28 protein-coding genes are annotated in these 24,402 nt (G+C 69.9%); 4 read left to right on the top strand and 24 right to left on the bottom strand.

Going from position 1 to position 24,402, the window contains the following annotated elements:
• Positions 1–19: 19 nt before the first annotated feature.
• The 21 genes from trpA to nadA all read right to left on the bottom strand — a co-directional run bounded on the left by trpA (position 20) and on the right by nadA (position 17,709).
• Positions 20–850 carry a tryptophan synthase subunit alpha gene (trpA, locus tag HT102_RS07485; RefSeq protein ID WP_333473332.1) on the bottom strand — a complete coding sequence of 277 codons (831 nt, stop codon included), beginning with the start codon at positions 848–850 and terminating at the stop codon, positions 20–22.
• Positions 847–2,109: a tryptophan synthase subunit beta gene (trpB, locus tag HT102_RS07480; RefSeq protein WP_225443399.1), complete on the bottom strand. Its 1,263-nt coding sequence runs from the start codon at positions 2,107–2,109 to the stop codon at positions 847–849. The genes trpA and trpB overlap by 4 nt, the downstream gene beginning before the upstream one ends.
• Before the next feature lie 125 nt (positions 2,110–2,234).
• The gene (trpC, locus tag HT102_RS07475) at positions 2,235–3,050 is read right to left on the bottom strand and encodes an indole-3-glycerol phosphate synthase TrpC (RefSeq protein ID WP_192038761.1); all 816 of its coding nucleotides are present in this window, start codon (positions 3,048–3,050) and stop codon (positions 2,235–2,237) included.
• 93 nt (positions 3,051–3,143) lie between these two features.
• On the bottom strand, positions 3,144–3,800 hold the full coding sequence (locus HT102_RS07470) for a TIGR02234 family membrane protein (protein WP_192038760.1): 657 nt from the start codon (positions 3,798–3,800) through the stop codon (positions 3,144–3,146).
• Positions 3,797–5,374 (bottom strand): anthranilate synthase component I, encoded by a 1,578-nt coding sequence (locus tag HT102_RS07465; protein WP_192038759.1) that lies wholly within the window; start codon positions 5,372–5,374, stop codon positions 3,797–3,799. Before HT102_RS07465 ends, HT102_RS07470 begins: the two co-directional genes overlap by 4 nt.
• Before the next feature lie 67 nt (positions 5,375–5,441).
• Positions 5,442–6,218, bottom strand: coding sequence for a dioxygenase family protein (locus HT102_RS07460; RefSeq protein WP_192038758.1), 777 nt, complete (start codon positions 6,216–6,218; stop codon positions 5,442–5,444).
• A gap of 96 nt (positions 6,219–6,314) precedes the next feature.
• Entirely contained in the window at positions 6,315–6,494 is a 180-nt protein-coding gene (locus HT102_RS07455) for a tautomerase family protein (protein ID WP_192038757.1), read from the bottom strand.
• Positions 6,495–6,550: 56 nt separating this feature from the next.
• Positions 6,551–6,931: a phosphoribosyl-AMP cyclohydrolase gene (gene hisI, locus HT102_RS07450; protein ID WP_192038756.1), complete on the bottom strand. Its 381-nt coding sequence runs from the start codon at positions 6,929–6,931 to the stop codon at positions 6,551–6,553.
• Positions 6,928–7,701 carry an imidazole glycerol phosphate synthase subunit HisF gene (hisF, locus tag HT102_RS07445; protein ID WP_192038755.1) on the bottom strand — a complete coding sequence of 258 codons (774 nt, stop codon included), beginning with the start codon at positions 7,699–7,701 and terminating at the stop codon, positions 6,928–6,930. The genes hisI and hisF overlap by 4 nt, the downstream gene beginning before the upstream one ends.
• A gap of 65 nt (positions 7,702–7,766) precedes the next feature.
• The gene (locus HT102_RS07440) at positions 7,767–8,576 is read right to left on the bottom strand and encodes an inositol monophosphatase family protein (RefSeq protein WP_192038754.1); all 810 of its coding nucleotides are present in this window, start codon (positions 8,574–8,576) and stop codon (positions 7,767–7,769) included.
• An 11-nt stretch (positions 8,577–8,587) separates the two neighbouring features.
• Positions 8,588–9,322, bottom strand: a complete 735-nt coding sequence (gene priA, locus HT102_RS07435) for a bifunctional 1-(5-phosphoribosyl)-5-((5-phosphoribosylamino)methylideneamino)imidazole-4-carboxamide isomerase/phosphoribosylanthranilate isomerase PriA (RefSeq protein WP_192038753.1) — start codon at positions 9,320–9,322, stop codon at positions 8,588–8,590.
• An 11-nt stretch (positions 9,323–9,333) separates the two neighbouring features.
• Positions 9,334–9,603, bottom strand: coding sequence for a hypothetical protein (locus HT102_RS07430; protein ID WP_192038752.1), 270 nt, complete (start codon positions 9,601–9,603; stop codon positions 9,334–9,336).
• On the bottom strand, positions 9,600–10,241 hold the full coding sequence (gene hisH / locus HT102_RS07425; RefSeq protein WP_192038751.1) for an imidazole glycerol phosphate synthase subunit HisH: 642 nt from the start codon (positions 10,239–10,241) through the stop codon (positions 9,600–9,602). The genes HT102_RS07430 and hisH overlap by 4 nt, the downstream gene beginning before the upstream one ends.
• Positions 10,238–10,399, bottom strand: a complete 162-nt coding sequence (locus HT102_RS07420; protein WP_192038750.1) for a hypothetical protein — start codon at positions 10,397–10,399, stop codon at positions 10,238–10,240. Before HT102_RS07420 ends, hisH begins: the two co-directional genes overlap by 4 nt.
• A gap of 13 nt (positions 10,400–10,412) precedes the next feature.
• Positions 10,413–11,027 carry an imidazoleglycerol-phosphate dehydratase HisB gene (gene hisB / locus HT102_RS07415; protein WP_192038749.1) on the bottom strand — a complete coding sequence of 205 codons (615 nt, stop codon included), beginning with the start codon at positions 11,025–11,027 and terminating at the stop codon, positions 10,413–10,415.
• Complete coding sequence (locus HT102_RS07410; protein ID WP_192038748.1) at positions 11,024–12,169, bottom strand: histidinol-phosphate transaminase; 1,146 nt, start codon at positions 12,167–12,169, stop codon at positions 11,024–11,026. The genes hisB and HT102_RS07410 overlap by 4 nt, the downstream gene beginning before the upstream one ends.
• Positions 12,170–12,177: 8 nt before the next feature.
• Positions 12,178–13,521, bottom strand: a complete 1,344-nt coding sequence (hisD, locus tag HT102_RS07405; RefSeq protein WP_192038747.1) for a histidinol dehydrogenase — start codon at positions 13,519–13,521, stop codon at positions 12,178–12,180.
• A gap of 81 nt (positions 13,522–13,602) precedes the next feature.
• On the bottom strand, positions 13,603–14,094 hold the full coding sequence (locus HT102_RS07400; RefSeq protein WP_192038746.1) for a limonene-1,2-epoxide hydrolase family protein: 492 nt from the start codon (positions 14,092–14,094) through the stop codon (positions 13,603–13,605).
• A 96-nt stretch (positions 14,095–14,190) separates the two neighbouring features.
• On the bottom strand, positions 14,191–15,066 hold the full coding sequence (gene nadC / locus HT102_RS07395) for a carboxylating nicotinate-nucleotide diphosphorylase (protein ID WP_192038745.1): 876 nt from the start codon (positions 15,064–15,066) through the stop codon (positions 14,191–14,193).
• Entirely contained in the window at positions 15,059–16,651 is a 1,593-nt protein-coding gene (gene nadB, locus HT102_RS07390) for an L-aspartate oxidase (RefSeq protein ID WP_192038744.1), read from the bottom strand. Before nadB ends, nadC begins: the two co-directional genes overlap by 8 nt.
• Positions 16,648–17,709 carry a quinolinate synthase NadA gene (gene nadA, locus HT102_RS07385; protein WP_192038743.1) on the bottom strand — a complete coding sequence of 354 codons (1,062 nt, stop codon included), beginning with the start codon at positions 17,707–17,709 and terminating at the stop codon, positions 16,648–16,650. Before nadA ends, nadB begins: the two co-directional genes overlap by 4 nt.
• 107 nt (positions 17,710–17,816) lie before the next feature.
• On the opposite strand from nadA, the gene HT102_RS07380 reads away from it, so the two are divergent.
• Positions 17,817–18,527: an NUDIX hydrolase gene (locus HT102_RS07380; RefSeq protein WP_192038742.1), complete on the top strand. Its 711-nt coding sequence runs from the start codon at positions 17,817–17,819 to the stop codon at positions 18,525–18,527.
• A gap of 140 nt (positions 18,528–18,667) precedes the next feature.
• Complete coding sequence (locus tag HT102_RS07375) at positions 18,668–19,300, top strand: DUF2461 domain-containing protein (protein ID WP_192038741.1); 633 nt, start codon at positions 18,668–18,670, stop codon at positions 19,298–19,300.
• A gap of 12 nt (positions 19,301–19,312) precedes the next feature.
• On the opposite strand, the gene HT102_RS07370 is transcribed toward HT102_RS07375, so the two are convergent.
• Both HT102_RS07370 and HT102_RS07365 read right to left on the bottom strand, forming a co-directional pair.
• Positions 19,313–19,816 (bottom strand): hypothetical protein, encoded by a 504-nt coding sequence (locus HT102_RS07370; protein WP_192038740.1) that lies wholly within the window; start codon positions 19,814–19,816, stop codon positions 19,313–19,315.
• Positions 19,817–19,875: 59 nt separating this feature from the next.
• Positions 19,876–20,823, bottom strand: a complete 948-nt coding sequence (locus HT102_RS07365; RefSeq protein WP_408611323.1) for an HpcH/HpaI aldolase/citrate lyase family protein — start codon at positions 20,821–20,823, stop codon at positions 19,876–19,878.
• Between the two features lie 147 nt (positions 20,824–20,970).
• Between HT102_RS07365 and HT102_RS16285 the strand changes: the two genes are divergently transcribed.
• A complete protein-coding gene (locus HT102_RS16285; RefSeq protein WP_192038739.1) occupies positions 20,971–22,287 on the top strand; it encodes a lytic transglycosylase domain-containing protein in 1,317 nt (438 codons plus the stop codon).
• Positions 22,288–22,374: 87 nt separating this feature from the next.
• Positions 22,375–23,514 carry an Mrp/NBP35 family ATP-binding protein gene (locus HT102_RS07355; RefSeq protein WP_192038738.1) on the top strand — a complete coding sequence of 380 codons (1,140 nt, stop codon included), beginning with the start codon at positions 22,375–22,377 and terminating at the stop codon, positions 23,512–23,514.
• Positions 23,515–23,909: 395 nt separating this feature from the next.
• Here HT102_RS07355 and tatB read toward each other — a convergent pair whose 3' ends face one another.
• Positions 23,910–24,332, bottom strand: a complete 423-nt coding sequence (gene tatB / locus HT102_RS07350) for a Sec-independent protein translocase protein TatB (protein ID WP_192038737.1) — start codon at positions 24,330–24,332, stop codon at positions 23,910–23,912.
• Positions 24,333–24,402 lie beyond the last annotated feature (70 nt).

Here is a 24,402-nt window from a genome sequence, read left to right as displayed (position 1 = left end):
CCCGCGCAGGTGGACCACTTCACACGGTAGCGGAAGCGTGCGGCTCGCGTACTCCGGCTGCTAGCTCGCGAGTGAGCGCCGACACCGCGTCGATGCTGTCCTCGGCGGCGCTGACCAGCGCGGATCCCACGATGACCGCATCGGCATAGCGGGCGATCTCGGCGGCCTGGGCGCGGTCGCGCACGCCGAGCCCGATTCCGATGGGGATGTCGCTGTGCTGGCGGATGCGGGCGACGAGGTCAGGAGCGGAGTGGGAGACAGCATCGCGGGCGCCGGTCACGCCCATGGTCGATGCGGCGTAGACGAAGCCGCGGCACTGGTCGAGCGTGGTGGCGAGGCGCTCCTCCGTGGAGGACGGGGCGACGAGGAAGATGCGGTCGAGGCCGTGCGCGGTCGACGCGTCGATCCAGTCGTGGGCCTCGTCGGGGATCAGGTCCGGGGTGATGAGCCCGAGCCCGCCAGCGGCGGCGAGATCGCGGGCGAACGCATCGACGCCATACTTGAGCACTGGGTTCCAGTAGGTCATGACCACGGCGTTGCCACCGAGCTCCTTGATGTGCGCGACCGAGTCGAACACGTCCCGGACCCGGAAGCCATTGCGCCGGGCCGTCCCGGCGGCGTTCTGGATCGTGGGGCCATCCATGACGGGGGCGGAGTACGGGACGCCGACCTCGATGATGTCGCAGCCTGCCTCGACGAGCGCGGCGAAGAGGTCGCGGGAGGTCGCCTTGTCGGGGTAGCCGGCCGGGAGGTACCCGACGAGGGCGGAGCGGCCCTCGGCCTTGCAGCGCGCGAAGATCGGCGCGAGGCGGGAGGTCGATGGATCGCTTGGGCTGATGGGTGCGGTCACTGCGCGATCTCCCTTTCGGACTCGGTGTCGCTGGACGGAGCGAGCCCGAACCAGTCCGCTGCGGTGGCGACGTCCTTGTCGCCGCGGCCCGCGAGGTTCACCACGATGATCGCGTTCTCGCCAAGCTCGCGGCCGAGCACGAGGGCCCCCGCGATGGCGTGGGCGGACTCGATGGCGGGAATGATGCCCTCGGTGCGGCTTAGCAGCGCGAACGCGTCCATCGCCTCGGTGTCGGTGGCCGAGCGGTACTCCGCGCGACCGATATCGTTGAGGTAGGAATGCTCCGGGCCTACGCCGGGATAGTCGAGTCCTGCGGAGATCGAGTGCGATTCGATGGTCTGGCCGTCGTCGTCCTGGAGCAAGTAGGAGAACGCGCCATGCAGGGCACCGGGGGTGCCGCCGCCGATCGTGGCCGCGTGGCGCCCGGTCTCGACGCCGTCGCCGCCCGCCTCGATACCCACCAGCCGGACCCCGGGGTCGCCGATGAAGGCGTGGAACAGCCCGATGGCGTTGGAGCCGCCCCCGACGCAGGCGACCGCGGCGTCGGGCAGCCGTCCCGCGAGCGCCTGGATCTGGACGCGGGCCTCGAGCCCGATGATGCGCTGGAAATCGCGCACCATCAGCGGGAAGGGGTGTGGGCCGGCCACGGTGCCGAAGCAGTAATAGGTGTCGTCAGCATGGGCGACCCAGTCCCGCAGGGCCTCGTTGATGGCGTCCTTGAGAGTCCTCGAGCCTGTCTCGACAGCGACGACCTCCGCGCCGAGCAGTCGCATTCGTGCCACGTTGAGGGCCTGCCGGTCGGTATCGACCTTGCCCATGTAGATCACGCAATCCAGGCCGAGGAGGGCGCACGCGGTGGCGGTGGCCACGCCATGCTGCCCGGCACCGGTCTCGGCGATGACGCGGGTCTTGCCCATGCGCTGGGCGAGCAGGGCCTGCCCGAGCACATTGTTGATCTTGTGCGAGCCAGTGTGGTTGAGATCCTCGCGCTTGAGGAAGATGCGCGCGCCCCCGGCATGCTCGCTGAGGCGCTTCGCCTCGTACAGCGGGGAGGGCCGTCCGGAATAGTCGCGGTGCAGGCGATCAAGCTCGGCGAGGAAGCCATCGTCGGCGCGGGCCTTCTCGTACTCCGCGGTGGTCTCCTCGATCACCGCCATCAGCGCCTCGGGCACGAACCTGCCGCCGAACGCGCCGAAATGCCCGCCCGCATCGGGGTCGGACGGACTGCGCTCGGTGAGCCCGGCGCTGGCCCGGGGCATGTGCTGCCCGCCTGGCTGCGCGGCTGCCTTGAGATCCACAGGTTCGAACGGCGTCATGCCGCCAGTCTGCCCCACTTCGCTACTTCCTGTTCCCATGTCGGTGGCCGGCCCTGTCGCGCGCCGGGTCATCCCTTGCGCGCTGGCTTCGGGCAGGAGGGATGCGCGCCCGCGGTGACAAGATCGGACACGGCTGCCCGCGGATCGCCGCTGGTGACCAGCCCCTCCCCGACCAGGACCGCGTCCGCGCCAGCTCCTGCGTAGGCCAGCAGGTCCGCTGGCCCCCGGACCCCGGACTCCGCGATCTTGATGACGTTGCTCGGCAGGCCGGGCGCGATGCGCGCGAAGCAATCCCGATCCACCTCGAGGGTCTTCAGGTCCCGGGCGTTAACGCCGATCACGCTGGCCCCGGCCTCGAGCGCCCGGTCCGCCTCCTCCTCGGTATGGACCTCGACGAGCGCGGTCATCCCGAGGGACTCGGTCCGGTCGAGCAGCGCCATGAGCACGTCCTGCTCGAGCGCGGCAACGATCAGCAGGATGACATCCGCGCCGTGGGCCCGCGCCTCATGGATCTGGTAGGGGCCGACGATGAAGTCCTTGCGCAGCACCGGGATGCGCACCGCCGCGCGGACCGCGTCGAGATCGGCCAGGGAGCCCTGGAAGCGTCGCGCCTCGGTAAGGACACTGATCACGCGAGCACCGCCGAGCTCGTACTCGTGGGCGAGAACGGCGGGGTCCGGGATGTTCGCGAGCGCGCCCTTGGACGGGCTCGCGCGCTTGACCTCGGCGATCACGGCAATGCCGGGCTCGCGCAGCGCAGCGGCCGCATCAAGGGGATCCGGGGCCTGCCGCGCCAGCTTCTTCACCGCCGCGAGGTCAAGGGCGGACTCCCTGGCCGCGACATCCGCACGCACGCCGTCGAGTATGGAGTCGAGAACGGTCATCCTGCCCCCACGTGTCCTTTCCGTCGACGAGTGCATCCGCGCGCTGCGCGGCCGATCATTCATCACGACGCACCGTCATTGCTCGTAAATCGTCTAGGGCCGTCTTGGCTCAGGGTCATCGGTCGTGGGATCCTCGCCCGCATCGAGCGCATCCCAGAGCAACCGATCGCTCAATGGTATGCCCGACGCTTCTCCGGCCGAAATCGGCCCGGCCGCGAGCCCTGTCCGGGCGTTCTCCTTGCGCACCGCCGGGGTCTCGTACGGGTTGCTCGAGCGGGCAGCGGGGCGCGGCGCGCGAGCGAGGAGCAGCGCCGCAGCGAGTCCCAGCGCGGCACCGGCAACAGCAACGAGCGCTGCCACGGGATTGCCGACGATCTCACTGGCCTCCGCCCGGGCAGGCAGCTCAGCGAGCCGGGTCACGCGATCCGCATCGATCCCGCCGACGACCGTCCGGAGCGGCTCGATGAGCGCGAGGGCGGCAAGGAGACCGATCGCGAGGGCCAGCGCGGGCTGCGCCCGGCCGCGGGCGACGAGGGCAACGAGCAGCGCTGCCCCGATGGCGAGGGCGAGGGGCGCGAGCCCGGCCGCCCAGTCGGCCCCGACGATCGTGGCGCCGTAGGGCGGCCGCAGTCCATCGAGCACGGTGTAGGACACCCAGTGCAGCCGCGATGACACCCACAGCAGCGCGGCGCCGAGCAGCGCGAGCAGCAGCGCGCGCCGCCGGGCTGTCCCGGTCGGGGGCGCGGTCATGTGGGCGCGGAATCGCTCGGCGCGGCTGGGGCAGGCATGGGCTCGATGGTGCCTGCCGCAGCGACTGCTTTCAACACCGCCATTGCCTTGCTGCGTGATTCGTTGTCCTCGTACTCGGGCTGCGAGTCGGCGACGATGCCACCACCAGCCTGTACATAGGCCTTGCCATCCTTGAGCAGCGCGGTGCGGATCGCGATGGCGGTATCGGCGTTGCCGGTGAAGTCGAGGTACCCGACGATCCCGCCGTAGAGCCCGCGGCGGGTGAGCTCGAGCTCGTCGATGAGCTCCATGGCGCGGACCTTCGGCGCTCCGGACAACGTGCCCGCCGGGAAGCAGGCCGTGATCGCGTCCAGCGCGGTCCGTCCCTCGGTGAGCTGCCCGGACACCGTCGACACCATGTGCATCACATGGCTGTAGCGCTCGATGTGGCGGTAGTCGGAGACCTTGACGGTGCCGGGCCGGCAGACCCGCCCGAGATCGTTGCGACCGAGGTCGACCAGCATGAGGTGCTCGGCGTTCTCCTTCTCGTCAGCGAGCAGGTCCTTCTCGAGGAGGATGTCGTCCTCCTCGCTCGCGCCGCGCCAGCGGGTGCCGGCGATGGGATGGGTGGTGGCGACGCCCTCCTGCACGGTCACGAGGGCCTCGGGGCTCGAGCCGACGATCGTGAACGCGGTCTGATCGGGCAGCCCCTCGCCTGCCGCGCCGTCACCAGGATCGGCGGGCACGCGCATCAAGTACATGTAGGGGCTCGGGTTCGAGGCCCGCAGCATGCGATAGACGTCGAGCCCATCGGCATCGGTGTCCATCTCGAAGCGCTGGGAGAGCACCACCTGGAACGCCTCGCCCTCCTCGATCTCGTGCACGACCTGGGTCACGGCCGCGCCGAACTCCTCGCTGGTGCGCTGCCGCACGAAATCGGGCTCGGGGCGGCTGAAGGTGGAGACGGTGGAGGCAGCGGGCGCTCCGAGGGCGGCGGTCATCGCGTCGAGCCTGGCCACCGCGGCGTCATAGGCCTCGTCCGCGCGCTCGGCGGCCCCGTCCCAGTTCACGGCGTTGGCGATCAAGGTGATGCTGCCCTCGTGGTGGTCGAACGCCGCGAAGTCCGTGGCGAGCAGCATGACCATCTCGGGAACGTGCAGATCGTCGGTGGTGTGCTCGGGCAGCTTCTCCAGGCGGCGCACGATGTCATAGCCGAGGTAGCCGACGAGCCCGCCGGTCAGCGGTGGCATGCCGTCGATGTGCTCGCTCTCGAGCAGGGCGAGGGTGTCGCGCAGCGCCGCGATGGGGTCGCCCCCGGAGGGCGCGCCCTGGGGCGCGCCGCCGATCCAGACGGCCTCGCCGTCGCGCACCGTCAGGGCGCAGGTGCTCGCGGCACCGATGAACGACCACCGTGACCACGATCGACCATTCTCGGCGGACTCAAGGAGGAAAGTTCCGGCCCGGTTTCCGGAGAGCTTCCGGTAGGCGGACACCGGGGTCTCGGCGTCGGCGAGGACCTTCCGGGTCACGGGCACGACCCTGTGCTCGGCCGCCAGGTGGTGGAACTGTTCCCGCGTGGTCGTCGAATCGTGCATGCCCCCATCCTTGCAGGACGGGCCGCGCGCGTCACAACCGGTGGAGCCGCGCGGGCCGCAGCAAGGCTCAGGAGAGCTGGATGGAGCGCTTGGCCAGGCCCATCCAGTATCCGTCGATGACCTGCTCGGGCGCCTGCTCGGGGTCGCTCGAGGCGCCTAGCGCGACGAACAGCGGCGCGAAATGCTCGGTACTGGGGTGCGCGTAGGGCATGCCGGGGGCGGAGTGGCGGAAATCGAGGAGAGTGTCGAGATCACCGCGCGCGAGCGTCTCGGCGGTCCAGTGGTCGAACTCGCTGGACCATCCGGGCGGGGAGGCGCCGGCGGTGGGGTCTGTGAGGTAGGGCAGGCCGTGGGTGGTGAAGCCGGAGCCGATGATGAGCACGCCTTGCTCGCGCAGGGGGCGGAGGCGCTCGCCGAGGGACAGGAGCGCGTGGGGCTCGAGGGTGGGCAGCGATATCTGCAGCACCGGGATGTCGGCCTCGGGGTACATGACGGTCAGCGGCACGTAGGCACCATGGTCGAGGCCGCGATGGGGCTGGCGGGCCACCTCGAGCGGGTCGGGCACGAGGGATTCGACGAGGTCGGCGAGGCCGGGGGCGCCCGGGGCGGGGTAGGTCACGTCGTAGAAGCGCTGCGGAAAGCCCCAGAAGTCGTAGACGAGCGGGGTCGTGCCCGCGGTGGCGCCGATGGTCAATGGCGCGGATTCCCAGTGGGCGGAGACGATCAGGATGCTGGCGGGTCGCGGCAGCGCGCGGGCCCAGCGCTGGAGCTGGCCGACCCAGCGGGCGTCGTCGACCAGTGGTGGCGCGCCGTGGCTGAGGAATAGTACGGGCAGGGCGGCCATCGAACCTCCTAGTAGTTGCTTACGCAATTATCACGCCAGCAGGCCACGGAAGTCCAGCAACTATTCCCCGGATCACACGCCCTGGGATCGCCTGCCTCAGCCCAGCGGCACGCCACCAACGCCCCAGCTCGCGCGCGGCACATCGGTCATCACGACCCACACCGCGCTCTCGCTCTTGCCCGTAGCGGCGCAGTACGCCTGCGTCACCGCCTCGATCGCGGCACGCTTCTGCTCATCGGAAAGCCCCGGGGTCTGGGAGATCTGTATCAAAGGCATGGCACCTAGTGTGCCCCACGGCAGGCCAGGGCCTGCGCCTGGACCCGGTTCGAGATCTAGTCCTGCACGAGCGGCAGCAGCACCCGCTCATCGCCCGTGAAACAGGTGTGCACGCCCGTGTGGCAGGCCGGCCCTACCTGATCGACCACGAGCAGCACGGTATCGCCATCGCAGTCGATGCGCGCCTCATGCACATGCTGGGTATGGCCCGAGGTCTCCCCCTTGACCCAGTACTCGCCCCGGCTGCGCGAGAAGTAGGTTCCCTTGCGGGTCGCCAGGGTGTGGGCGAGCGCATGGTCATCCATCCACGCCAGCATCAGCACATCACCGGTGCTCCGCTCCTGCGCCACCGCGGCCACCAGGCCATCCGCATTGCGCTTCAGCCGCGCCGCGATCGCCGGATCCAGGCGCGCCGCCGCGATCTCGCTGCTGCTCATCGCACCACGATCCGATCCGCGCGCATCGCATCCTTGACGTCGCCAACAGTCATGTCCCCGAAATGGAAGACGCTCGCCGCGAGCACAGCGTCCGCGCCCGCGTGCACCGCGGGCGGGAAATGCCGCGCCGTGCCCGCGCCGCCCGACGCGATCACCGGGATAGCCACCGCTGCACGAACCGCCCGGATCATCGGCAGGTCGAAGCCAGCCTTCGTGCCGTCGGCATCCATCGAGTTGAGCAGGATCTCCCCCACACCGAGCTCCGCCCCGCGCACGGCCCACTCGACCGCATCGATCCCGGTGCCCTTCTTGCCCCCGTGCGTGGTGACCTCCCAGCCCGACGGCGTGTCATCCTGCCCGTCCGGCACCGTCCGGGCATCGACCGAGAGCACGATGCATTGCGAGCCGAACCTGGTGGACAGCTCGCGCAGCAGCTCCGGGCGACGGATCGCCGCGGTGTTCACGCTGACCTTGTCCGCCCCGGCGCGCAGGAGTTGGTTCACATCCTCCACCGAGCGGACGCCGCCACCCACGGTCAGCGGGATGAACACCTGCTCGGCGGTGCGCCGCACCACGTCGATCATCGTGCCGCGATCACCGGTGGAAGCAGTGACGTCGAGGAACGTCAGCTCATCAGCGCCCTGCGCGTCGTACACCGCGGCAAGCTCCACGGGATCACCGGCATCGCGCAGGTTCTGGAAGTTCACGCCCTTGACGACACGACCGTTGTCGACATCCAGGCATGGAATGACTCGCACTGCCAGGCTCATCCGCTCTCCTTCACCACACTTATCATCGGCGATGCCGCGCTACAGCCCATCATTGCCTCGGCCCCTCATTGCCCGGGCACCGATGCCGCGAGGCGCAGCAGTTCCCCGTGCGCGCCCGGCGCGGCAGCGAGCACCGACCGCGAGCGCACCGTCCATGGCTCGCCCGCCAGATCCGTCACGATGCCGCCGGCCGCTCGCACCAGCGCCACCCCCGCGGCGTGATCCCATACATGATGCCCGAAGCTGATGGTCGCGCCCAGCGTGCCCGTCGCGGTGTAGGCGAGATCCACCCCGGTCGCGCCGAGCATCCGCACCCGCGAGCTGCGGCGACTGATCTCGCCGATCAGGTCGAGCCGGTAGCGGCCGGACAATCCGCGCGTGCTATCGAGGTTGAACGAGCCCACGGCCACCATGCTGTGATGCAGCGAGCGTGGCTCGAGGCGGGGCTGCGCCTCGCCGTTGCGCATCAGCTCCCCGCCCACGACTGCCCAGATCCGCTCGTCGAGATGCGGCAACCAGGTCAGGCCGATCACGGGCTGCCCCTCGTCGAGCAGTGCGAGCAGCATCCCCGCGTACGGCAGGCCCAGCGAGTAGTTCATCGTCCCGTCAATGGGGTCGAGCACCCACACGGGCCCCGCGCTCAGGCTGTCGCCGCCGAACTCCTCGCCGTGGGTGCCGATGCCGGTGCGGCGCTCGAGCTGCGCGGCAACGAACCGCTCGAGCTCGAGATCGATCTCGGTGGCGAAATCGCGGTCACCTTTCGACACGGCGCTGGGCGAGCCATGCCCGGCCAGGAACCGTGGCCACGCCTCGTCCAGGACCTCGCATGCCTCGACCGCGAGGCGATCGAGAGTCGTGGTATCCAAGGGGGCCATGGGGAAACGCGCTACCGGGAGACCGCGCGCAGCGCCTCGGGCAGCGTGAATCGTCCGGCGTAGAGCGCCTTGCCCACGATGGATCCCTCCACCCCGTCCTCGACGAGCGTCGCGATGGCCTCGAGGTCCGCGATGGTCGAGACACCACCGGAAGCGATCACCGGAGCGTCGGTCGCGGCGCACACTTGGCGCAACAGATCAAGGTTCGGTCCGGTAAGCGTGCCGTCCTTGGTCACATCGGTGACGACGTAGCGGCTGCACCCGTCCCGATCGAGCCGCTCGAGCACCTCCCAGAGGTCACCGCCATCACTGACCCAGCCGCGCCCGCGCAGGCGCCACTGCCCGTCGATGAGCTTCACGTCCAGGCCGACCGCGATGCGCTCGCCATGCTCGGCGATCGCGCGGGCGCACCACTCGGGATCCTCGATCGCCGCGGTACCGAGATTGACCCGGGCGCACCCCGTCGCGAGCGCTGCCGCGAGCGAATCATCGTCGCGGATGCCACCGGAGAGCTCCACCTTCACATCGAGCTCGCCCACCACTTCGGCGAGCAGCTCGCGGTTGGAGCCCCGGCCGAACGCCGCGTCCAGATCCACCAGGTGCACCCACTCGGCACCATCGTTCTGCCACTGCAGCGCGGCATCGCGGGGAGAGCCATAGCTCGTCTCGCTCCCCGCCTCTCCCTGCACGAGCCGGACAGCCTGACCATCCGCGACATCCACCGCGGGCAACAACACAAGACTCACGGGCGACAACCCTAGTCGCTCGGCCCGGGTTTCACCGAACCTCGCTGCTCCGGACCGTGCGGCCCGAGCGCACGGCGCGTCATCGTGGTCGACACGAGCCCCACCGCCGCCACGGACGCTCCCAGCCCCACCAGCCCGATCACTAGCCCGATCACCGGAGAGGGCTGCGCCAGCAGGATGATCGCGGCCGCCCCAAGCAGCACCAGCGAACCCGCACCAAGGGAGAACAGCGCGAGCCGGGCCATCGAGAACTCCCCGGCAGGTCCCTCGCTGGCCCTCATAGGGATCTCACCCAGTTCTCCAGCAGGTGCGCACCAGCATCGCCGGACTTCTCCGGGTGGAACTGGGTCGCCGAGAGCGGGCCGTTCTCCACCGCCGCGAGGAAACGGCCTCCGTAGTCGCCCCACGTGAGCTTCGGCGGCGCGATGAAGTCGGAGGGCTCCATCTCCCACGACTGCGCCGCATAGGTGTGCACGAAGTAGAAGCGGGTGTCCTCGGGCAGCCCCTCGAACAGAACGCTGCCCCGGGGTGCCTCGACGGTGTTCCAGCCCATGTGCGGCAGCACCTCGGCATGCAGCCGGTCGACAGTGCCAGGCCATTCCCCGCACCCCTCGGCCTCGATGCCGAACTCGATGCCACGCTCGAACAGCACCTGCATGCCCACGCAGATGCCGAGGACCGGTCGGCCACCGGCCAGGCGGCGCCCGATGATGCGATCGCCCCGCACGGCTGTCAGGCCCTCCATGCAGGCGGCGAAGGCACCCACGCCCGGCACGACGAGGCCATCGGCATCGAGCGCCTCGCTGGCGTCGGTCGTCACGACGGTGCGGGCTCCCACCCGGTCGAGCGCGCGCTGCGCGGACCGCAGGTTGCCCGAGCCGTAGTCGAGGATCGCCACGCTCGGCGCAGGGGTTGTCATAGGACCTCCAGCAATCGCAGTGCGGCCGCGACGCCGCAGATCACCGCTGTCGCGGCGAGCACGCCGGAGAGGAAGCGGTTGGTCCGCCACAGCGCGATGGCCCCTCCCAGGAGGAAGCCCGCGGCCATGAACAACAGGTACATCACGGTGGCGCTCATCGCGCTCCCGCCCTCACAGCGCGCCCTTCGTCGAGGGGATGCCTCCGACGCGCGGATCCGGCTCCACGGCCGCGCGCAGCGCCCGCGCCACGGCCTTGTACTCCGCCTCGGTGATGTGGTGGGGGTCGCGGCCATAGAGCACCCGCACGTGCAGGGCGATGCGGGCGTTCATCGCGAGGGACTCGAAGACATGCCTGTTGATCACCGTGGAGTAGGGCGCGCTGGCGTGCCCCGGGATGATGGTGTGCAGCATGTGCTCGGGCTCTCCGGTGTGCACGCAGTACGGTCGGCCCGACACGTCCACGACGGCATGCGCGAGCGTCTCGTCCATCGGGATGTAGCAGTCACCGAAGCGCCGGATGCCCTTCTTGTCGCCGAGCGCCTGGCCCAGCGCCTGCCCGAGCACGATCGCGGTGTCCTCCACCGTGTGATGCGCCTCGATCTCGATGTCGCCAGTGGCCCGGACCGACAGGTCGAAGCTGCCGTGCGCACCGAGCGCGGTGAGCATGTGATCGAAGAACGGCACGCCCGTGGAGATGTCCGTGCGGCCCGAGCCGTCGAGGTTCCATTCCACCGCGATGCTCGATTCGCGCGTGGTGCGTTCCGCGCGACCGATCCGTGGGGTCATGATGTTCCTTCCCGTGGCGTGCTGCCGGTCACGAGCTCGCTCGCCGCGAGCTTCTTGCTCGCCTCGAGGAACGCATCGTTCTCGGCGTCGAGGCCAATGGTCGCACGAAGATGGCCGGGGATGCCCACGTCCCGGAGCAGCACCCCGTGGTCGAGGTAGCGCTGCCAGCTCGCGGCACTGTCGCGGAAGCTGCCGAACAGGATGAAGTTGGCATCGCTGGGCACCACATCGAACCCCCACGCTGCCAGCGCCGCGGCGACCCGGTCGCGCTCCGCGGCGAGGTGGTGCACGCTCGCGAGCGTCTCGTCGGCATGCCGCAGCGCGGCCCGCGCCGCAGCCTGCGTCACCACCGACAAGTGGTACGGCAGCCGCACGAGCAGCATCGCCTCCACCATCGCGGGCGCGGCAACGAGGTATCCGAGCCGCCCGCCAGCGAACGCGAACGCCTTGCTCATCGTCCGGCTGACAACGAGCTTGGACGGATGCTCATCGATGAGCCCCACCGCGCTCGGCACCGCGGAGAACTCGCCGTAGGCCTCGTCGACAACGACGATGCCGGGGGCGGCGTCGACGATCTGGCGCAAGCCGGCCAGCGGGATGCTGTGCCCGGTCGGATTGTTCGGGCTCGTCACGAACACCACATCGGGCTGATGCTCGCTGATCGCCAGCACCGCCGCATCCACGTCGAGGGAGAAGTCCGCTCGTCGCGGCGACTCGATCCACAACGTCTGGGTCCCTGTGGAGATGATCGGGTGCATCGAGTAGGACGGCGTGAAGCCCAGCGCCGTGCGGCCCGGCCCGCCGAACGCTTGCAGAAGCTGCTGGAGGATCTCGTTGGAGCCGTTCGCCGCCCACAAGTTCGCCTCGGTGACCGCGATGCCGGTCTGCTTGGACACATAGGCAGCGAGATCCTGCCGCAGCGCCCTCGCATCCCGATCAGGATAGCGATGCAGCTCGGCCGCGGCCTGCCGCACCGACTCGGCGACATCCGCGATGAGCGCCGCGGACGGCGGATGCGGGTTCTCGTTCGTATTGAGCTGCACCGGCACCTGTAGCTGCGGCGCCCCGTAGGGGGACTTGCCCCGCAGGTTCTCGCGCAGCGGCAGGTCAGCGATCGTTGCTCCGCTACCAGGCGCGTTCATCCCCGGGATCACTCCGCGGCCTTGCCGGGAAAGCGGCGCTCCACGGCCTGGCCATGCGCGGGCAGATCCTCCGCCGAGGCCAGCGCGACCACATGCGGCGCCACCTCGGCCAGCGCCTCGGCGCTGTACTCGACGACGTGCATGCCCTTGAGGAACGTTTGCACCGACAATCCCGCGGAATGGCGAGCACTGCCAGCGGTGGGCAGCACATGGTTCGAGCCCGCGCAGTAGTCGCCCAGGCTCACCGGGGAGTACGCCCCCACGAAGATCGCGCCCGCGTTGCGGACCTTGCCCGCTACCGCGGCAGCGTCCCGGGTCTGGATCTCGAGGTGCTCGGCCGCATAGGCATCAACGACCGCGATCCCCTCGTCGAGGGTGGAGACCAGCACGATCCCGGACTGCTCTCCGCCCAGCGCGGTCGCGATGCGCTCCTGGTGCTTGGTGGCCGCGAGCTGCTCGTTGACCTGCTTGTCCACGGCATCGGCCAGATCCGCGCTGGTGGTGACCAGGACGCTCGCCGCGAGCACATCATGCTCGGCCTGGCTGATCAGGTCCGCCGCGACGTGGGCCGCGTCCGCGGTCTCATCGGCCAGGATGGCGATCTCCGTCGGACCCGCCTCGGCATCAATGCCCACGAGGCTGCGGCATAGCCGCTTCGCCGCGGTCACGTAGATATTTCCCGGCCCGGTGATCATGTCCACCGGCACGAGCTCCTCGCCGGTGGTATCGGTGCCGCCGTGGGTCAGCAGGGCCACCGCCTGGGCACCGCCGACGGCCCAGACCTCCTCGACGCCGAGCAGCGCTGCCGCCGCCAGGATCGTCGGGTGCGGCAGGCCCCCGAAGTCGGCCTGCGGCGGAGACGCGACCACCAGCGATGCGACACCAGCCTCCTGCGCTGGGACCACGTTCATCACCACGCTCGACGGATACACCGCGTTGCCGCCGGGGACATACAGGCCTACCCGCTCGATCGGCACCCAGCGCTCGGTGACCGTCCCGCCCGGCACGACGCGGGTGGTGGCATCGGTGCGCCGCTGGTCTGCGTGGACGCGGCGGGCACGCTCGATCGCGACCTCGAGCGCCGCGCGCACCGCCGGATCGAGGTCATCGAGAGCACGCCGCACCTCCGCGCCGGGAACCCGAACCTGCTCCGGGCGCACGCGATCGAACTTCTCGCTGAGCTCGAGCGCGGCCGTGACGCCACGGGCACGCACATCGTCCACCACAGGACGGACCTGATGGAGCACCGCGTCCACATCCACGCCCCCGCGCGGCAGGGCCGCGCGCAGCTCGACGGTGGAGGGCATCCGGCCACGGAGATCAACGCGGCGCAGATCAACACGGGGTGACATGCGGGTCCTTCCTGAAGGGTCGCTTACCCAACCAGGATACGGGTCCGCGGCGGGCCGGCGGCAATCGTGGCGGGCAGGGCCCTACCGGCGCGGCGATTGCTCGATCTGCAGCCGCGACAGCGCTGTGCCGACGCCGCGGATCATCGAGGCGGTCATCTCCGCGAGGTCGAACCGGTCGCGCCACACCGCGATCGACCCGTCCGCGAGCTCGAAGGTCCCGCACATCCAGAACTCGAGCTCGATGGAACCGAGCAGGGCGATGCGATGGGTGCGCTCGGTGAGCACGGTCTCGCCATTGGCAGCGATGCTGTGGATCGTGATGTCCATGCTGCTGATCAGCGAGGCAGCCTTGCGCAGCTGCCGGAGCACCGGGGCGATCCCCTCGATGGGCCGGAACGGCACGATGCGCAGCTCCACCTCTGGGTGCAGGCCTCGGGACGCTGCCTCGACATCGCCGCGCTCGAGCGCGGCAAGGAAGGCCCGCACCACCGCGATGGCATCGTCACCAGCGACCGCGGGCACGCCCGTGCCCCGAAGCTCGGGCAAGCGATTGGCGCTGCGTGAAGTGTCCATGACTGCGGAAGGTACCCCGCGGCAGCAGGGGCGACAAGGGCTCGGCCGCGGCAAGCGGGACAACGTGACCAAGGCCATCATTCGGGCACTGTGTCGTCAGGGAATGTCGAGCCCGAGATCGAGCACCGATACCGAGTGGGTGAGCGCGCCAATGGCGAGGTAATCGACACCCGTCCCGGCATAGTCGCGGGCCACATCGATGCTCAGGCCCCCGGAGGACTCGAGCTTGGTGGCGGGGGCGCTGCGGTCGCGGCGCTGCACGGCGATCTGAGTCTGCCAGACGGGAAAGTTGTCGAGCAGCACGAGCTCCGCCCCGGCTGCGAGCACCTCGTCAAGCTGCTCGAGCGAATCGCCCTCCACCTCGCATGGCACGCCCGGATGGCGCGCGCGCACCGCGTCGAGCGCCGCGACGACGGATCCCGTCGCGGCAACATGATTGTCCTTGATCAGGGCCGCGTCACCGAGGCCCATGCGGTGGTTCTCGCCACCACCGGCCCGGACGGCGTACTTCTGCAGCAGCCTGAGCCCCGGCAGAGTCTTGCGGGTATCGCGGATCCTCGCCCCGGTCCCGTCGATCGCGTCGACCCAGCGGGCCGTCTCGGTGGCGATGCCCGACAGATGGCACATCGGGTTGAGCATGGTGCGCTCGGCGGTGAGCAGGCCGCGCGCGGGCGCGTCGATGGCGAGGACGACGTCACCAGGAGCGACGCGCGCCCCATCGGCGGCACGGATGTCGAGCTCGTAGTTGCCCGCGCCGAGGACCTCGTCGAGCACGAGCGCGGCGATGCCGGTTCCCGCGATCACTCCGTCAGCCCGGGTGACGATGTCCGCGCGCAGCCGCGCTCCGGCAGCGATCGTGGCCTCCGAGGTGATGTCCGGGCCGTAGCGCAGGTCCTCGTCGAGCGCGGCGCGGACCACACCGCGCGCTTCCTCGATCTCCGCGGGCGCCAGCGCGATGGCAAGGTCAGGCATGGACAGGAACCTCCAGGTCGTCGGTGATGATCATGCCGTCGGCAAAGCGGATCGTGGTGCTCCGCGCTGCGGCTGGGTCACTGCGGGGATGATCGCTCCGGGTATGGCAGCCGCGGGTCTCGCGCCGGTGCAGCGCCGCGTGGACGATCGCGCGAGCAACCAGAGCGGGGCCGTGCCACGCGTCCTCCAGCCTGCCCGCGGCGTGCTCGAGCCCGACCTCGTCGCGCACGACACCGGCATGCCGGCTCATGAGGCCCTGGACGGCGCGCAGCGGGATATCGGCGAGCGGCATGGTGCTGGGAGCGCACGCGGGCCATTCGACAGTGGCCCGGTGCAGGCTGCCTCCGCGGCGCCTGGCCCGGCCTGGCACGTGGTCCTCAGCAGCGATCGCCTCGGCGACCCGGTCGCCCATCACCGCGGCCTCGAGGAGGCTGTTGGACGCGAGCCGGTTCGCGCCGTGCAGGCCGGTGCGCGCGACCTCGCCCACGGCGAAGAGGCCCGGGACGGTGGTGCGGCCCGACCGGTCAGTGCTGATTCCACCGCAGTGGTAGTGCGCGCCGGGCGCAACGGGAATGAGATCGCGCGCGGGCTCGATCCCTTCCGAGCGGCAGAGCCGGGTGATGGTGGGGAACCGCTGCGCGAAGCCCTCGACATGCCGGGCGTCGAGGTACACGTGCTGCGTGTTGGTCCGGGCCATGCGGTCGGCGATCGCGCGGGCAACGATGTCGCGCGGAGCGAGGTCGCCCCCGCGCGCTGGGGCCGTGACCCGCTGGCCATCGTGATCGCGAAGCACCGCTCCCTCGCCCCGCACGGCCTCGCTGATCAGCGGGCACGTGCCGCTCGTGCGCGGCAGGTACAGCATCGTGGGGTGGAACTGCACGAACTCCATGTCCGCCACCGCGGCCCCGGCCCGCAGCGCGAGATCGATCCCGTCACCGCGCGAGCCCAACGGATTGGTGGTGACCTCGTACAACTGCCCGAGGCCGCCCGTGGCGAGCACCACGGCAGGCGCGTGGATGATCCCGATGGCGCCCGTCGCATCCTCGACCTTGGCGCCGGCCACCACGCCGGCCTGCACTGCCAGATCGGTGACGGTGGAGCCGCCGAGCACGACGATGCCGGGGTGCTCGTGGTGCGCCGCGCGACCGAGGGCACGCTGGATCTCGGCGCCCGTGGCGTCGCCCCCGGCATGGATGATGCGCGGGCGGGAGTGACCGCCTTCCATGGTCCGCCGAAGTGTGCCGTTCGCGTCATGGTCAAAGCGAGCACCGCGCTGGACGAGCGTGGCGACCGCTGCCGCGCCGTAGGCGACGACCATCTGGGCCGCGCGAGGCTCGACCAGCCCCGCACCGGCAGCGATCGTGTCCGCGACATGCAGCCCCGGGCTGTCGAGCGGGTCGCCGCCGTCGACCACCGCGACACCACCCTGGGCGAGCGCCGTGGCGGTCCCGGTGGTCGTTGCCGCGACCACCACGACGCGCAGTCCGCGCTCCCGCGCGCCGAGCGCCGTGGTGAGCCCGGCGATGCCCGCGCCCACCACGACGACATCCGCCGCGCACTCCCAATCCCGCGCGGGGATCGTCACTCGCCGCCGCCCGGGTTGCCGATCTCGATCATCCGCTGCACCGACTTGCGCCCCGCTGCCGCGACGCGCGGGTCCACCTCCACCTCATCGGTGCCCTCGACGAGGCTCCGGAGCAGGGCTGCGGGGGTGATCATCTTCATGTACTTGCAGGAGGCGCGGTCATTGACGGCTCGGAAGTCGACATCGGGGGCGGCGCGGCGCAACTGGTGGAGCATGCCCACCTCGGTGGCGACGAGGACCTCGCGCTTGCCGGTCGAGCGGGCAGCATCGAGCATGCCGCCGGTGGAGAGGATCTTCACACGGTCGGAGGGGACGGCCCCCTCGCCGGCGAGGTAGAGCGCCGAGGTCGCGCAGCCGCACTCGGGGTGGACGTACAGGTCGGCATCGGGGTGGCTGCGTGCCTGCGCGGCGAGCTCGTCGCCGTTGATCCCCGCGTGGACGTGGCACTCCCCCGCCCAGATGTGCATGTTCTCGCGTCCCGTGACGCGCTTGGCGTGCGCGCCGAGGAACTGGTCGGGCAGGAAGAGCACCTCGGTGCCGGGGTCGATCGAGTTGACGACGTCCACCGCGTTCGAGGAGGTGCAGCAGATATCGGTGAGCGCCTTGACCTCCGCTGTGGTGTTCACGTAGGAGACCACCACGGCTGCGGGGTGGTCGGCCTTCCATTCGCGCAGCTCGTCGGCGGAGATGGAGTCAGCGAGCGAGCAGCCCGCGCGCTGGTCCGGGATGAGGACGGTCTTCTCCGGGGAGAGGATCTTCGCCGTCTCCGCCATGAAGTGGACGCCGCAGAAGACGATGGTGTCCTCGCTGGCCTCGGCGGCAAGGCGCGAGAGGGCGAGGGAATCGCCGACGTGGTCGGCGACGTCCTGGATCTCGGGCAACTGGTAGTTGTGCGCGAGGATGGTGGCGTTGCGCTCCCGCGCGAGGCGCCGGACCTCCTGGGCCCATTCCGGGGTGGCGGCGACTCCGCCGTATCCGGCGGGACCGTCGGTGAGCTGGCCGAGCAGCCGCACCGTGGTGTCGGTCAGGTACAGCGGCGTTGTCACTGCGGTCGTCATGGCCGTTCTCCTCACGATCAGGTGTTTCCGGGTCAGATGCCCGGAGCGTTGCTCGGGAACGGCGTGGTCCGCCCCCTCGCATCAGTTTTCGACTTACAATCGAAAACGTGAATGTCAATACTATCACCGCTCACGAAGTACTGGTAGCCGTGTTCCAGGTCCGCCCCAGCCCCGGCGGGGCTCTGCCCGCCACTACCCCGGAGCTTTGCGTCCTGCTCTGGCAGCGAGCCCTCCCGCCGATGCCCGGCACCTGGTCGCTGCCCGGCGGGCAGCTCCGCAACGACGAGGACCTCCCCACCTCGGCCCGCCGCCAGCTCGCCGAGAAGGTCGACGTGCGCGAGCTGAGCCACCTCGAGCAGCTCTCCGTGTTCAGCGAGCCGGGACGCGTCCCGGGGAAACGCGTGATCGCCTCGACATTCCTCGGGCTCATTCCCTGCCAGTCCGAGCCAGAACTTCCGGCCGACACCGCATGGCATCCCGTCGCGAGCCTGCCCGGCATGGCATTCGACCATCGGATCGTCGTGGACCACGCGCGCAGCCGGCTCGCCGCCAAGCTGTCCTATACCAACATCGGCTTTGCGCTCGCGCCCGGCGAGTTCACCATCTCCACGCTCCGCACGATCTACAGCGCGGCACTCGGATACCCCGTCGACGCGACCAACCTGCAACGCGTCCTCGGCCGCCGCGGCGTGATCCTCCCCACCGGGACGACTGCACCATCCGGGCGAACCGGCGGGCGCCCCGCGGCCGTCTACCGCTACACCGACACCGACTACCGGGTCACCGACGAGTTCGCGGCGCTGCGCCCGCCCAGCTAGGCAAACACGGCTCCACCCCGCGAGATCGGGCTACCGTAGGAAGGGCATGTCGCGACAGGATGCGGCGCGGAAGGATGCGGCGCGGAGGGTTGCGACCCGGCAGCGACCCGCCGCCACGGACCACCCGATCGCAAGGACCGATGTTGAACGAGTTCACTGGTTTCCCCGTCGCCGCGCTGGACTTCTACGAGGACCTCGAGGCCGACAACTCGAAACAGTTCTGGACGTCGAACAAGCACATCTACGAGAACGCCGTCAAAGGCCCGATGGTCGCGATGCTCAGCTGCCTCGAGGCAGAGTTCGGCCCGGCGAAGCTCTTCCGGCCCAACCGGGACGTGCGGTTCTCGCGGGACAAGGCCCCCTACAAGACACACCAGGGCGCGTACGTTGGCTCGGGCCAGAGCGCCGGGTGGTACGTCCAGATCGATGCGGCCGGAATCTTCATCGGCGCCGGCTTCTACGGTGGATCGACCACCGAGATCACCGCATACCGGCGGGCCGTCGACGACGAGACGACCGGGCCGGAGCTAGAGACAATCGTCGACAGCCTGCGCGCGGACTACGAGATCGGCGGGGAACAGCTGAAGACGCATCCGCGTGGCTTCGCTCCGGACCACCCGCGGATCACGCTGCTGCGGCACAAATCGATCACCGTCGGGCAGCGGCATGTTTCCCCGGAATGGCTGAGCACGCCGGAAGCGCTCGACCGGGTCCGCGGGACATGGCGGGAGCTACGCCCTCTCGTCGAGTGGCTCACCCGCAACACTGCATGAGGAAACAACTGCTCACGCGCTCACGGTCTCGCGCCGGCGCTGCGACCGCGCCTCCACGCCAAGACCAGGATCATCGCTCATTCCCGCGGCGAGGAAATACACGAACACCGCGACCAAGGGCTGGATGAGCAAGGCCTGCCACAGCGACATCTCCGGCGGCACCGACACCATCATCAGGTCTCCCGCGGGCACGGGATCCTGGTTCCGCAGGCCCGCGAGCAGCGTGCCCACGGTCGCGGCTATCCACGAACCGAGCCCTGCCGAAGCCGCCAGCATCACCACCGCGAGCGGACCACGGACAGCGACGACCAGCCATGCCCCGATGCCGAGCACGATGCCCGCGATCACAGTGATGCCTGCGAAATACATCACGGCATCAAAAACGGCCGTGCTCTCGCCCGGAACGGTCGCCATGCCCTGCTCAGCGACGAGCGTCGGCACCGACGGCGCCACGACGGCCCACACGGCGGCCGCGCCGAGACCAACGATGACGCCCAGGAAGAGGATTCGTGCCACGTTTCCACGGTACGCGAGCTACCGAGGGATCCGCGCGCGAGCACCGTCGGCGCGAGCACCTAGGAGCGGCCACCCTCCTGCATCGAGCGAGAAACCTCCGAACGCGCCACGATGGACCGAGCAAGCGCACGGCCCGCCTCGTCGACCATCTCGCCGTCCAGCATGATCGCCCCCCGCGCTCCGCCCTCGCGCGACGTGGCTTCCTCGTAGGCCCCGAGCAGTCGCCGCGCCCGATCAAGCTCCTCCCCCGACGGAGTGAACGCGGCATTGCCCCGCTCGATCTGCGAGGGATGGATCACCCACTTGCCGTCGTAGCCCAGCGCTGCGGTCCGCCGGGCAGCCCGCTCGAACGCCTCCGGATCGTCGATGTCGACGAAAGGCCCATCGATGGCTTGCACGCCATGCGCCCGTGCCGCGACGAGAATGGTCATCAGCGCATGATGGTAGGCATCGCCCGGCGCGTACCCCGGCGGCTGGTCGCCGACCCGGAGCGTGCGGATTCCCAGGCTCGCCATCAGATCGGCAGGCCCAAGGACCAGCGACAGCAGGCGCGGGCTCGCTGACGCGATCTCGTCGATCCGGCGCAGCGCTGCCGCGGACTCGATCTGGGCCTCGATGCCAATGCGCCCGACCGGCAATCCGTGGAGCACCTCGAGCTGATCCAGCAGCAAGGACAGGGCCTGGACATGACCAGGATGATCCGCCTTGGGAAGCACGATCGCGTCGAGCTCGCTCCCGGCCCCCGCCACGATGTCAATGACATCCCTATGCGTCCATGGAGTGGACCAGGCATTGACCCGAACCGTGCGGGCCCGGCCGCCCCAGCCACCCGAAACCAGCGCCTCGACCACCTGCTGGCGCGCGGCGTCCTTCGCGCCCGCCGCGACGGCATCCTCGAGGTCGAGCAGGACCGCATCGCACGACAAGGCGCGCGCCTTGTCGATCATCCGCGGATTACTGCCCGGAACAGCGAGGATGGTGCGCCTGGCGGATCGTTCCATGGTCATCGCGAGCCTCCTTGGCGGTACGTGCCTGCCGACGATTCCTGAGAGTTTTCACTCCGCTGCCCCAATACCACCCATTCGGTACGCGAGCGGTTGCAACAAGACTGTAAAGTAAGTCACGTTTTGACGACGAAGGTGAGGAACCAGCCAGTGCCGAAGCTTCCCCGCACCCGGTCACGGTCGACCCAGCCGGGCCACAACCCCACCAGTGTTCTCGCGCTGGCCGCCCTGCTCCCCGTGGGATTGTTCGGCATCGCCGCAGGCTCCGACCTCGAGCATGCCGACACTGTCGCCGAGCAGGCCCGGGCCACAGCGGTCGCCGATGTCTCGATCCGCCATGCGGCGGCATCGACGAACGAGGCCGCGGTGGTAGGCATTGCCACCCCGGAGCTGCGCACCCCGGCCCCGTTGCGCAGCGCGCGCTCGATCGCCGTTGACGACGCCGCGCGCGCGGCCGGGCTCGACCCCGATGAAGCCCTCGCCCAGCTGGACCACGCCATCGGCTCCGCGCTCGAGAACGTCGCGGTCAACCTTGGCGCATTCTCCGTGCCGGCGGTGATGCTCGATGCGTACAAGCGCTCGGCCGCGACGATGGTGGACACCCGCCCTGGCTGCGGGATCTCGTGGACGCTCCTCGCTGGCATCGGCCGGGTCGAGTCCGGCCACGCCAGCAACGGCGCCGTCGACATCAATGGGCGCACCCTGCGCCCGATCCTCGGCCCTCGGCTCGATGGGACCACACCGGGCACCGCCACGATCCGCGACACCGATGGCGGGCAGATCGACGGCGATGGCGAGTTCGACCGGGCAGTCGGCGCGATGCAGTTCATCCCCGGCACCTGGGCCATGTACGCCTCCGACGGCAATGGCGATGGCGTATCCGATCCTCACAACGTCTATGACGCGACCCTCGCCGCCGCGAAATACCTGTGCGACGCCGGCGGTGACCTGACCGTCCCGGCGAACCAGGAACGGGCGATCCTGCGGTACAACCAGTCCCGCAGCTACCTCCACAACGTGCGCAACTGGGCCACCGCCTACGCCACGGGCGTCCTCCCCACGCCGACCGACCTTCCCCCGGCCGGAATCCTGCCCTGGGAGCTGCCCGCGCCCGGCGGGCCCGGTGCCACCACCGAGGGATCTGCCCGGACCCTCGCCGCGGAGCTCCTCGCCCAGCGCGAGGGCGAGGGACTCGAGATCGATGCCGCAGAGGAATCGACCGAGCCCGAGGCACCCCGCACACCGCTCGACGACCTCGCCGAGCTGCTGCCGCCGCCGCCCAACCTGCCGTGCGTGATCTTCTGCCCGCCCCCCGCGCCTCCCCAGGCGCCGGCACCGGCCGAGCAAGCACCCGCGCAGCAAGCACCTGCGCAGCAAGCACCCGCGCAGCAGCAGCCCGCCCCGGCACCGAGCGGGCCGCCGCCGATCGTCATCCCCGGCGTGGGCGAGATCCAGCTGCCCTTCTAGACCCGACCCCTCCCGCGAGCCGCCCTATCAGGCCGCTCGCGGGAGGGATTCGTGGCGGGCCTGCCCCAGGGCCTATGATCGTCAGTGATGTCCGCACCAAGTGAGTCAGCCATCCGGTCCGCGCTCGCGCGCGTCCAGGATCCAGAGATACGCAAGCCCATCACCGAGCTAGGCATGGTGAAGAGCATCGACATCGCCGACACCGGCGACGTCGATATCGCCATCTACCTCACGGTGTCGGGATGCCCGATGCGCACCGAGATCCATGATCGGGTGCAAGCCGCGGCGGCCGACGTGCCCGGGGTGGGAACGGTCACCGTCACCCTCGATGTGATGAACGACGAGCAGCGCACCGAGCTCCGCACGAAGCTGCGCGGCGACTCGACCGAGCCCGTCATCCCGTTCGCGCAGCCAGGCTCGCTCACCCGCGTGTTCGCGGTCGCCTCCGGCAAGGGCGGCGTGGGCAAGTCCAGCGTCACGGTTAACCTCGCGGCGTCGCTCGCCGCGCGCGGGCTCTCCGTCGGCGTGCTCGACGCCGATATCTACGGCCACTCGATCCCGCGCATGCTCGGCACCGATGCCAAGCCCACGCAGGTGGACCGGATGATCCTGCCACCGATCTCGCACGAGGTGAAGCTGATCTCCATCGCGCAGTTCACCACGGGCAATGTCCCCGTGGTGTGGCGCGGCCCCATGCTCCACCGCGCGCTGCAGCAGTTCCTCGCGGACGTGTTCTGGGGCGACCTCGACATCCTTCTCCTCGATCTGCCACCCGGCACGGGCGATATCGCCATCTCGGTGGCGCAGTTGATCCCCACGGCGGAGATCCTCGTAGTCACCACGCCCCAGCAGGCAGCGGCCGAGGTCGCCGAGCGCGCCGGGGCGATCGCGCTGCAGACCCGTCAGCGCGTCGCCGGGGTCATCGAGAACATGTCCTGGCTGGAACTGCCCGACGGCACCCGCATGGACATCTTCGGCGAGGGCGGCGGCGCAATCGTCGCGGATCGCCTCACCAAGTCGATCGGCGCGGACGTTCCCCTGCTCGGCCAGGTCCCGCTGGACCCGACCGTCCGCGAGGGCGGCGACGCGGGCATGCCGATCGTCCTCTCGAAGCCCGACTCCGCCGCGGCGCAGGCGTTGTCCGCGATCGCCGACAAGCTCGCGGTGCGCCAGCGTGGACTAGCCGGGATGTCGCTGGGCATCGACACCACACGGCACCTGCGCTAGGACTTACCGCGGCGGCTGGTTTCGGCGGCTTGGTTCGTAGCGGCCGCGGTTCGTTGCGGCCGCTTGGTTGGCCGCGGCCGCGGTTCGTTGCGGCCGCGGTTGGAGCCAAACGCGATAGAAGTTGCGGAAAACCCCCGCCATCTTCTATCGCGTTTAGCAGTATCCGGTGCTTTTACCGACCACCACCTGCCGAGCGGCGCGGCCGCCACCCACCACGCCGACCACGCCGACCGCCACCTGCCGAGCGGCGCGGCCGGCAGCGGGCGCGGCTAGTTGTTCACGAAGAAGGACACGACCGACAGGATCACCAGCAAGGAGATCAGCACCGCCCAGATGATCGTGGTCTTGTCGGGGCCGCCGTCGTTCATCGTTCTCCTCCTCGGTGCTGGATCACGCTAGGTGGCATCGGGGTCGATGGGTGGCATCTCGTCCATCCCTAGCGGCGCGCGCTCAGGATTGAGGTGCGGGCGGCCGGGATTCGCGCCGCTGGCGCTCCCTCCTGCCCCACCACGGCCGGGCTGGTCATCGAAGTTTCCGGTGAAGAACGAGTCATCCCCATCGAGCAGGTGCCGCGTGACCACCGATCGCGGATTCATGCCCCGGAGCTTCTGCAGCTCGGAGAGCGGCTTGCGGAACTCGTCGATATCGGTACCGAACTCCTCCTGGAGCTGCTTGCTCGCGCCGCTGACGTAGTCGCGGGCCTGCCGGGCCGTGCGGCCAAGCCACATGGCGGCGCCAGGCAGGCGCTCGGGCCCGAGGATGACAAGCGCGGCGACCATGAGGACAAAGATCTCGCCCCAACCGATGTTGCTGAACACGTCATTAGACTACGTTGATTCGTCATCGGCAGCACAGTGTCGCCCCGCGCGAGGGCACAGTGTCGCCCCC

This window comes from Lolliginicoccus lacisalsi (assembly GCF_014841105.1).
GTDB lineage: Bacteria > Actinomycetota > Actinomycetes > Mycobacteriales > Mycobacteriaceae > Lolliginicoccus > Lolliginicoccus lacisalsi.
Note: the sequence above shows the minus strand (reverse complement) of the source record. Positions and strands in the feature narration are given on the sequence as shown.

Bases quoted from the DNA above. Each gene is read 5' to 3' on its own strand.
- trpB (WP_225443399.1), bottom strand. From the start codon at position 2,109: ATGCCCCGGGCCAGCGCCGGGCTCACCGAGCGCAGTCCGTCCGACCCC.
- trpC (WP_192038761.1), bottom strand. From the start codon at position 3,050: ATGACCGTTCTCGACTCCATACTCGACGGCGTGCGTGCGGATGTCGCG.
- HT102_RS07470 (WP_192038760.1), bottom strand. From the start codon at position 3,800: ATGACCGCGCCCCCGACCGGGACAGCCCGGCGGCGCGCGCTGCTGCTC.
- HT102_RS07465 (WP_192038759.1), bottom strand. From the start codon at position 5,374: ATGCACGATTCGACGACCACGCGGGAACAGTTCCACCACCTGGCGGCC.
- HT102_RS07460 (WP_192038758.1), bottom strand. From the start codon at position 6,218: ATGGCCGCCCTGCCCGTACTATTCCTCAGCCACGGCGCGCCACCACTG.
- HT102_RS07455 (WP_192038757.1), bottom strand. From the start codon at position 6,494: ATGCCTTTGATACAGATCTCCCAGACCCCGGGGCTTTCCGATGAGCAG.
- hisI (WP_192038756.1), bottom strand. From the start codon at position 6,931: ATGAGCAGCAGCGAGATCGCGGCGGCGCGCCTGGATCCGGCGATCGCG.
- hisF (WP_192038755.1), bottom strand. From the start codon at position 7,701: ATGAGCCTGGCAGTGCGAGTCATTCCATGCCTGGATGTCGACAACGGT.
- HT102_RS07440 (WP_192038754.1), bottom strand. From the start codon at position 8,576: ATGGCCCCCTTGGATACCACGACTCTCGATCGCCTCGCGGTCGAGGCA.
- HT102_RS07430 (WP_192038752.1), bottom strand. From the start codon at position 9,603: ATGAGGGCCAGCGAGGGACCTGCCGGGGAGTTCTCGATGGCCCGGCTC.
- hisH (WP_192038751.1), bottom strand. From the start codon at position 10,241: ATGACAACCCCTGCGCCGAGCGTGGCGATCCTCGACTACGGCTCGGGC.
- HT102_RS07420 (WP_192038750.1), bottom strand. From the start codon at position 10,399: ATGAGCGCCACCGTGATGTACCTGTTGTTCATGGCCGCGGGCTTCCTC.
- hisB (WP_192038749.1), bottom strand. From the start codon at position 11,027: ATGACCCCACGGATCGGTCGCGCGGAACGCACCACGCGCGAATCGAGC.
- HT102_RS07410 (WP_192038748.1), bottom strand. From the start codon at position 12,169: ATGAACGCGCCTGGTAGCGGAGCAACGATCGCTGACCTGCCGCTGCGC.
- hisD (WP_192038747.1), bottom strand. From the start codon at position 13,521: ATGTCACCCCGTGTTGATCTGCGCCGCGTTGATCTCCGTGGCCGGATG.
- HT102_RS07400 (WP_192038746.1), bottom strand. From the start codon at position 14,094: ATGGACACTTCACGCAGCGCCAATCGCTTGCCCGAGCTTCGGGGCACG.
- nadC (WP_192038745.1), bottom strand. From the start codon at position 15,066: ATGCCTGACCTTGCCATCGCGCTGGCGCCCGCGGAGATCGAGGAAGCG.
- nadA (WP_192038743.1), bottom strand. From the start codon at position 17,709: ATGACGACCGCAGTGACAACGCCGCTGTACCTGACCGACACCACGGTG.
- HT102_RS07375 (WP_192038741.1), top strand. From the start codon at position 18,668: ATGTTGAACGAGTTCACTGGTTTCCCCGTCGCCGCGCTGGACTTCTAC.
- HT102_RS07365 (WP_408611323.1), bottom strand. From the start codon at position 20,823: ATGACCATGGAACGATCCGCCAGGCGCACCATCCTCGCTGTTCCGGGC.
- HT102_RS07355 (WP_192038738.1), top strand. From the start codon at position 22,375: ATGTCCGCACCAAGTGAGTCAGCCATCCGGTCCGCGCTCGCGCGCGTC.